This is a genomic window from Tianweitania sp. (genome assembly GCF_032053605.1).
In the GTDB taxonomy this organism is placed as follows: domain Bacteria; phylum Pseudomonadota; class Alphaproteobacteria; order Rhizobiales; family Rhizobiaceae; genus Tianweitania.
In genome coordinates, this window is record NZ_DAMBUH010000003.1 from 323 (window position 1) to 8,745 (window position 8,423).

At 64.4% G+C, this 8,423-nt stretch carries 8 protein-coding genes; all 8 read left to right on the forward strand.

Annotation, left to right across the window (positions count from 1 at the left end; all coding sequences use genetic code 11):
• Window positions 1-464, forward strand: a 464-nt coding sequence (locus RTX98_RS01305; protein WP_312794043.1) for a DUF2460 domain-containing protein, incomplete at its 5' end; no start/stop codon positions are given.
• The gene (locus RTX98_RS01310) at window positions 461-1,348 is read left to right on the forward strand and encodes a DUF2163 domain-containing protein (RefSeq protein ID WP_312794045.1); all 888 of its coding nucleotides are present in this window, start codon (window positions 461-463) and stop codon (window positions 1,346-1,348) included. The genes RTX98_RS01305 and RTX98_RS01310, both read left to right, overlap by 4 nt.
• A 51-nt stretch (window positions 1,349-1,399) precedes the next feature.
• Entirely contained in the window at window positions 1,400-1,753 is a 354-nt protein-coding gene (locus RTX98_RS01315; protein WP_312794046.1) for an NlpC/P60 family protein, read from the forward strand.
• 7 nt (window positions 1,754-1,760) lie between these two features.
• Window positions 1,761-5,651, forward strand: a complete 3,891-nt coding sequence (locus RTX98_RS01320) for a baseplate multidomain protein megatron (RefSeq protein WP_312794047.1) — start codon at window positions 1,761-1,763, stop codon at window positions 5,649-5,651.
• A gap of 23 nt (window positions 5,652-5,674) precedes the next feature.
• On the forward strand, window positions 5,675-5,881 hold the full coding sequence (locus RTX98_RS01325; RefSeq protein WP_312794048.1) for a hypothetical protein: 207 nt from the start codon (window positions 5,675-5,677) through the stop codon (window positions 5,879-5,881).
• A gap of 241 nt (window positions 5,882-6,122) precedes the next feature.
• Entirely contained in the window at window positions 6,123-6,386 is a 264-nt protein-coding gene (locus RTX98_RS01330) for a hypothetical protein (RefSeq protein WP_244641293.1), read from the forward strand.
• 37 nt (window positions 6,387-6,423) lie between these two features.
• Window positions 6,424-7,095, forward strand: a complete 672-nt coding sequence (locus RTX98_RS01335) for a response regulator transcription factor (protein WP_189501358.1) — start codon at window positions 6,424-6,426, stop codon at window positions 7,093-7,095.
• Window positions 7,096-7,104: 9 nt separating this feature from the next.
• Window positions 7,105-8,423, forward strand: a 1,319-nt coding sequence (locus tag RTX98_RS01340; RefSeq protein WP_312794051.1) for an ATP-binding protein, incomplete at its 3' end; no start/stop codon positions are given.

Consider the following 8,423-nt stretch of genomic DNA (forward strand, 5'->3'; position numbering starts at 1 on the left):
TGAGTGACCTCTACGAGATCATGGACTTCTTCGAGGCGCGGCGCGGGTCGCTGCACGGGTTCCGCTTTCGCGATCCGTTCGACATGAAGTCGTGCCGGCCGGATGGGACGGTCGGGGCGCGGGACCAGCGGGTTGGCACCGGGGACGGTGTGGCGCGGGAGTTCCCCTTGGCGAAGACCTATGGGGTTGGCGAGGACGCTTATGTCCGGCCGATCCGCAAGGTGCTGGCATCAAGCGTGCGCGTGGCGGTGGCGGGCGCGGAGCTGGCCGCGAACCGCTTTGCAGTGGATGCCGCAACGGGGTTGGTGACGCTGGTGCATGCGCCGACGGAGGGCGCGGTGGTGACGGCCGGCTTCGAGTTTCATGTGCCGGTGCGCTTCGACACCGAGCGCATCGCCATCAGCCTAACCGCCTTCAAGGCCGGGCAAATCCCTTCCATTCCCCTGATCGAGGTGAGTGCATGAGTGTGAGCCAAGAGTTTCGCGCGCATCTCCAGGGCGCGACGACGACTTTGTGCCATTGCTGGCGTGTGACGCGGCGCGACGGGACGGTCGCCGGCTATACCGATCATGACGAGCGGCTGGTGGTGGATGGCACTGTGTTTCAGCCGGAAAGCGGGTTCTTGGCGAGTGAGGCGCGCGACCGGCTGGGTCTGAGCACCGACACGGTGGATATCGACGGCGCGCTGTCTTCGCTCGACATTTCGGACGAGGAGATCGCGGCGGGCGTGTTTGATGGCGCGGGCGTCGAAACGCTGCTGGTGAACTGGAGCGATCCCGGCCAATGGACGCTGCTGCGCAAGGCGGTGATCGGCAAGATCACGCGGCAGGACGGGCAGTTTACGGCGGAGTTGCTGAGCCCGACGGAAAGCCTCGATCGCGTGAATGGCCGCTACATTCGCAGGGAATGCGACGCGGTGCTGGGCGATCGCCGATGCAAAGTGGCGCTGGACCGGCCGGATTTTCATGCCAGCGGAGCCGTGGTGGAGATCGAGGGGCGCGATGCGGTGCTGGTTTCCGGGTTGAACGAAGCGGAGGCCGGGTGGTTTTCGCACGGGCGGCTAACCTGGACATCCGGTGCCAATGCCGGGCGGACGGAGCAGGTGCTGGACCATGCAAGGCGGCTGGATGGCGTGCGGCTGGTGCTTTGGCGCGACGGCACGATTGTTTCCGCGCCGGGCGACTCGTTCACGGTGGAAGTGGGTTGCGACAAGCTGTTTGCGACCTGCAAGGCGAAGTTTGGCAACAGCGCCAATTTCCGCGGCTTTCCGCATCTGCCTGGCAATGATGCGGCTTACGGCTATGTCACGGACGGCGTCGTCTTCGACGGCGCGCCAATTGTGCCATGACCAAGGGGGTATCAGGCGAACGGATTGTAGCCGAGGCAATGACATCGCGCGGTGGGGTGCGACTGTCTCGGGCTCATCATGGGCGTGTGGGACGGGGTTTATGGCACCGTTCCCGAGCAGCCGGGCGCTTATGCAGCCGATTGGGCGGAAGCGGGCGGCGGTGATCCGCTGATGGACGCGGCGCGGCGGCATTGCCGGGAGAAGTCGGTAGAAGCGATGGCGGCGGGCGATCTGATCCTGTTTCGCTGGCAGCCGGACCTGCCGGCCAAGCATTGTGCAATCGCGGTCGGCGAGACCCGCATGATCCACGCCTATGAGGGGCATGCGGTGCTGGTTTCGCCGTTGGGCTCGCATTGGAAGCGCCGGATTGCCGGCGTGTTTGCCTTTCCCGAACTGAACAGCTGAGGTTTCCATGGCGACGATCGTTTTGCAGGCGGCCGGGGCGTTTCTCGGCGGCATGCTGGGGCCTGTCGGAGCGGTTGTGGGCCGTGCGGCGGGTGCCTTGGCGGGCTATGCCGTGGATCAGGCCGTCATCAACGGCACGCGGCGGCTCGAAGGTCCGCGCCTCAACGATCCGCGCCCATTTACGGCCGAGGATGGGGCGGCTTTGCCACGCGTTTACGGCAGCGTGCGGGTGAACGGGACGCTGATCTGGGCGACGCTGTTCGAGGAGGAAACGACCTCCGAGCGCGCGGGCGCGAAGGGCGGGCCGAAGGTCACCAGCTACACCTATTTTGCCAATCTGGCGTTTGCGCTTTGTGAAGGACCGATCGCGGGCGTGCGAAGAATCTGGGCGGATGGGCGCGAGCTCGACCAGACGCGCTATGAAATTCGCTGGTATCGCGGCGATGACGCTCAGGAGCCCGATCACCTGATCGAGGCCAAGCAGGGCGCCGGAAATGCGCCGTCTTACCGCGGCACGGCTTACGTCGTGTTCGAGCGCTTTCCGCTCGCCGACTATGGCAATCGCGTGCCGCAATTCTCGTTCGAGGTGATGCGGGCGGTTGGCGGCTTGAGCGCCAATATCAGGGCGGTGACGCTGATTCCCGGTTCGACGGAATACGGGCTGTCGCCGTCCTTGGTGACTCTGAAGCATCGGCCGGGCGAAACGGAAGCGCTGAACCGGCATGTGCTGCATGCCGGCAGCGATCTGGTTGCCGCGCTGGACGAGTTGCAGGCGCTGTGTCCAAGGCTCGAACATATCGGGCTGGTGGCGACCTGGTTCGGCAAAGATCTGCGCGCTGGTGACTGCACGATCCGGCCGATGGTGACGCAGAACACGGCGGGTGGTCAGTCGCAGCCGTGGCGCGTGTCGGGGCTGGAGCGGGCGGATGCGGCCGAGGTTTCGCGCCATGACGGGCATGCGGCTTATGGCGGTGCGCCGTCGGACCGGTCAGTGATGGAGGCGATCCGCGAGATCAAATCGCGCGGGCTGAAGGTGACGCTTTATCCGTTCATCATGATGGATGTGGCGGAAGGCAATGCGCTGCCGAACCCGCATGGCGGGGTGGGGCAGCCGGCTTACCCCTGGCGCGGGCGGATTAGCTGTCATCCGGCGCCGGATCAGGCGGGGACGGTGCAGGGAAGTGCGGCGGCTGGAGCGCAGATCGCGGCGTTTGTTGGGGAAGCGGGGCGCGAGGCGTTTCGGGCGGAGGCGGATACGGTTCGCTTCACTGGTGGGGCGGATGAGTGGAGCTATCGGCGTTTCCTTCTGCATTTCGCGCATCTGGCGAAGGCGGCGGGTGGGGTCGAGGCGTTTCTGATCGGCTCCGAGCTGCGTGGGCTGACGTCGGTGCGCGACGAGATGGGGGGCTTTCCGTTTGTAAGGGCGCTGATGCGCCTGGCGGAGGATGTGCGGGCGATCCTCGGGCCTGATACGAAGATCAGCTACGGGGCGGACTGGAGCGAATATTTCGGGCACCAGCCGGCCGGAACCGGCGACATCCTCTACAACCTCGACCCGCTTTGGGCGCATCCGGCCATCGATGCGGTCGGCGTCGACAACTACATGCCGCTATCCGACTGGCGCGATGCGGATGCCAGCGGCGGCAATCCGGACGGGTTCGGCAGTTCCTATGACCCGGACGGGTTGCGCAGTCAGATTGCGGGCGGCGAGGGGTATGACTGGTATTATGCCAGTCTGGATGACCGCCACGCCCGCAAGCGCACGCCGATCACCGATGGCGCTTACGGTAGGCCATGGGTTTATCGCTTCAAGGATTTGAAGAACTGGTGGGACAACCCGCATCATGATCGGGCGGGTGGCGTGGAGGCGGCGCAGGCGACCGCGTGGGTGCCGTGCTCGAAGCCGATCTGGTTTACCGAGCTGGGCTGTTCGGCGGCGGACAAGGGGCCGAACCAGCCGAATGTGTTTCCTGATCCGAAGTCGACGGAAAATGGCCTGCCCTATTATTCGACCGGCGGCCGCTCGGATGTTGCGCAGCAGAACTTTCTCCAGGCGCATCAGGCGCAGTGGGATCCTGATGTTGCCGGCTTTCGCGACACCGACAATCCCGTTTCGCCTGTTTATGGCGGGCGGATGGTGGATGCCGAGCGTGTTTATCTCTGGGCTTGGGATGCGCGGCCTTTCCCGGCTTTTCCCGTGCGAGGCGACGTCTGGGCCGATGGCAGCAACTGGCTGCTTGGGCATTGGCTGAACGGGCGCTTGAACACGGTGACTGTGGCGGATCTGATCGCCGCGGTGCTTGCCGATCATGGGCTGCCGGCGGCGGATACATCTGGCGTCGATGGGTCGGTTCCCGGCTTTATCGTGGAAGAGCCCGGGACGGCGCGGGCGGCGCTGGAGCCGATCGTGAACCTGTTCGGGTTGGGCGTGCGCGACGACGGCGAGCGCTTGCGGTTTGGCGGGCAAAGCACGGCGGCTGCGATCGAGGTCACGGATCTCGTTATCGAGGAAAGTGGCGGCGTCATCGAAACGAGCCGTGTGCCGGATGGCGAGTTGCCGACCGAGCTGACGCTGGCGTTCCGTGATCCGTTTGCGGATTACCAGGCGGGAACGGTGCGCAGTGTCGATCCCCGGCAGGGGGAAACGCGGCAACAGGCTTTGGCGATGCCGGTGGTGCTGGAACCCGCGAATGCGGCGGCGCTGGCGGCGGATCGGTTGCGGGATTTTTGGGCTGGGCGGGAAGAGGTAGCTTTTGCCGTTCCCAACGGCGCGATTGATCTTCAGCCGGGTACAGTTATTCGACTGCCGGAGGACAAGCCGGGGATCGAGTATCTGGTGACCAGCGTGGAAGCGGGAGCGAAGCGCAGTCTGCGCGCCAAGCAGATCCGCCGCGTGCCGGCCTCGCCGTGGCGGGTGCAGAAGCCGATCGAGACCGTCATCACGCAACCCGTGGCGGGCGCGCCCTTCGTGGTGCTGCTGGATCTGCCGATGCTGCCGGGCGAAACCTTGCCTGAAAACCAGCTGCGGATCGCGGCCTATGCCAAGCCTTGGAAGACGCTGGCCGTGATGGCCTCGCCGGAAGAAAGCGGGTTCAGCGAGCGCGGGCTGGTTGCTGCGCCAGCAGTGATTGGCGAGTTGGTGGAGCCGCTGAAGCCTGGCGTTGTCGGTCGGCTTGATCATGCCAATCGGATCGAGGTGTCGCTGCTGGCGGGGTCGTTGGCCAGCCAATCCACCGCGCAGATGCTGAATGGCGGCGGCACGGCGGCGGTGCAGGCGGACAATGGCATCTGGGAGATCGTGCAGTTCAGCAAGGCCGAAGAGGTTTCGGCCGGTCGCTGGCAGCTGCGTGATTTGCTGCGGGCTCAACTCGGAACCGAAGACGCGATGGGAGCCGGCGCTTCGTCCGGGCAGAGATTCGTGCTGCTTGATGACCGAGTGAAGCCGGCTGGTTTGCGCTCGGGCGAGCTAGGTTTGGAGCGGCAATGGCGGGTTGGGCCGACCGGCTACGCCATCTCGGATGCGCTGTTTGCGACTCAAAGCCTGGTTGGCGGCCAGCGGTCGCGGCTTCCGCTCGCGCCGGTTCATCTTCGCTGTTCGGCGAAGGCTGATGGATGGCGGTTCTCTTGGATCCGGCGCGGCCGGATGGATGCGGATGATTGGGCGGCCAGCGACATCCCCTTGGGAGAGGCGGCGGAAGCTTACGAGGTCGAGATTGCGGACGGTGCGGGAGGGCTGAAGCGCCGCGTTTCGCTCGGCTCGGCTGCCTTTGTCTACACTCGTGACCAAGCGGTCGGCGACTTCGGAAGCGTGCCGGCACTGCTTCGGGTCACGGTCCGCCAGATCAGCGCAGCGGTCGGTGCCGGGCTTCCGGCGCAGGCTGATTTCGCACTTTTGTGATGAACAAACGGAAGGAGTTCGCAATGGAAAGCTCGAAACCCTGGTATCTCTCGCGTACGGTCTGGGCGTCGCTGGTAACGGTGGCTGCGGCTGTCGGCGGTTTGATGGGCATGTCGATCGGGGCAAGCGATCAGGCCCTGATGAGCGAAGCCTTGCTGCAGATCGTGACGGCGGTTGGCGGTGTGATCGCTGTCCTCAGCCGCTTGTCGGCGACGGAAAAGATCGGCTGAGTGCGCCTGGCTCATGATGGTTCGCTGAGTGATCCGGGCTGTTGGGGATGGGCTGAGCGGGCAACGGAAACGTTCATGACGCGTTCAGCCCTCCTGCGATAACCTCAAGGAAAGTGGAGAAACAGATGGCGGCAAGACGAGGCGAAAGGATCCGGGATGCGGATCGATCGCCGGGCAACGAGCCGTTGCCCCCGCACACGCCATCTTCGCTCCGGCCCACTGTTTTTCCTCGACGGGAATCATGAAGCTCACACGCGCTCTTACCTTCGCTTCGCTCGTCGTGCTCGGCTCGTTGGCGGCAACACCTTGGCCATCGACAGCCTATGCCGATGATTGCTATGCGATTGGCGTGAAGCTGGCGGCCGACAAAGGCGGCCAGCTTGCACGCGCCATGCCGGCCGTTCAGGACGGGAAGCAGATCTGCCGTATCGTGATCCTGCTTCCCGGAAAAGACGGCGCCCGGCCGCGGCGCGCCGAATATATCGTGCCTGCCGACAAGGATTGAACCGGACGGCAGACACAGACCTTTCGAGGGAGAGGGCATGCGCATACTGGTCGTCGAGGACGACAAGGATTTGAACCGTCAAGTGTCCGACGCATTGTCCGATGCGGGCTATGTGGTCGATCGCGCCTATGATGGCGAGGAAGGACACTTCCTCGGCGATACCGAACCCTATGACGCCGTCGTGCTGGATATCGGCCTGCCGCAGATGGACGGCATCAGCGTGATGGAACGCTGGCGCCGTGCGGGTCGCAAGATGCCGGTTCTCATTCTCACAGCGCGTGACCGCTGGAGCGACAAGGTGCAGGGCATCGATGCGGGCGCCGACGATTACGTCACCAAGCCCTTCCATATCGAAGAAGTGCTGGCGCGTGTGCGGGCGCTGATCCGCCGCGCGGCCGGCCATGCTTCGTCCGAATTGTCGTGCGGCCCGCTGCGGTTGGACATCAAGGCATCCAAGGCGGATGTCGACGGCGTGCCGTTGAAGCTGACCTCGCACGAGTTTCGCCTGCTGGCCTATCTCATGCACCATACCGGCGAAGTCGTGTCGCGTACGGAACTGGTGGAGCATCTGTACGATCAAGATTTCGACCGTGACTCCAACACGATCGAGGTTTTCGTCGGACGTCTCCGCCGCAAGATGGGCGTGGACCTGATCGAAACGGTGCGTGGCATGGGCTACCGGATGCGCGATCCCGGCCGGGCGGCCTGATTTCAGCGCATGATCCGCCTTCCGCGATCGCTGACAATCCGCGTTCTGGCGCTTTCGACGCTGTGGGCGGTGCTGTCGCTCGTGGCAATCGCGACGGTGATCTCGGCGCTTTATCGGCAAGCGAGCGAACGGAGCTTCGATAGTCTTCTGTCAGCGCACCTGTTCAATCTGATCGGTGCGGTTGGCGTCAGCGATGAGGGTCGCCTTCAAGGCTCGCCGGATCTTGGCGACGTGCGCTACGTCATTCCCCGTTCCGGCTGGTACTGGTCGGTCGAGACGATCTCGGAGAACCTGACCGGCCGTTTGCGCTCGCTGTCCTTCAGCGGCAATGTCGATTCGCCGACGCTGGTGCAGGTGCCCTTCGACGGGCGGTTCCAGCGCTCTTATGCCGCCAACGGCTTGGCCGGTGAGCGCGTCAAGGTGTTCGAAAACGAGTTCGTGCTTGACGACCAAAACCGCATCGCGCGGTTCCGCGTCATGGGCAACCTGACCGAACTCGAAGACGAGATCGGCGAGTTCGAGCAGCGGCTATACTTCTATCTCTTCATGTTCGGTTTGGGCACCGTTGCCTTCAACGCCGCCGCCATCATCTTCGGCTTGCGGCCGCTGGCTAAGGTGCGGGCTGCCTTGTCGAAGGTGCGCGAAGGATCGGCGCAGCGGCTGGAAGGGTCTTTCCCGCCTGAGATCGAGCCGCTGGTTCATGAAACCAATGCGCTGATCGACAACAACCGCCGCATCGTGGAGCGGGCGCGCACGCAGGTCGGCAATCTCGCCCATTCGTTGAAAACGCCCTTGGCCGTGATCATGAACGAAGGCCGGTCCATGGGCACGGAGCAGGGGCAGTTGCTGGGCGACCAGGCAACCGCGATGCGCCAGCAGATCGACAACTATCTTCAGCGCGCTCGGATCGCGGCACAGCGTGATAGTGTGGTGTTCCGCACGCCGCTGCGCCCTTCCATGGAGCGTCTCCTACGCGTCATGGAGAAGCTCAACCCATCCATGCGCACCAGCCTCGACATGCCTGATGGCGAGATCATCTTTGCCGGCGAGGAAGGGGACTTTGAGGAAGTGTCCGGCAATCTGATCGAGAACGCCATGAAGTGGGCCCGCGAGCGGGTACAGGTCAGCATTCGCAGCGCTGCAAGCGTCGAAGGCGCGGAGCGTTTCGCGCTGATCATCGAGGATGACGGCCCGGGCATTCCGGACGAAGCACGGCGCGAGGCGCTGAAGCGCGGCAAGCGCCTGGACGAAACCAAACCGGGCTCGGGGCTCGGCCTCTCGATCGTCTCGGACCTCGTGGCGCAATATGGCGGAACGCTGACGCTTGA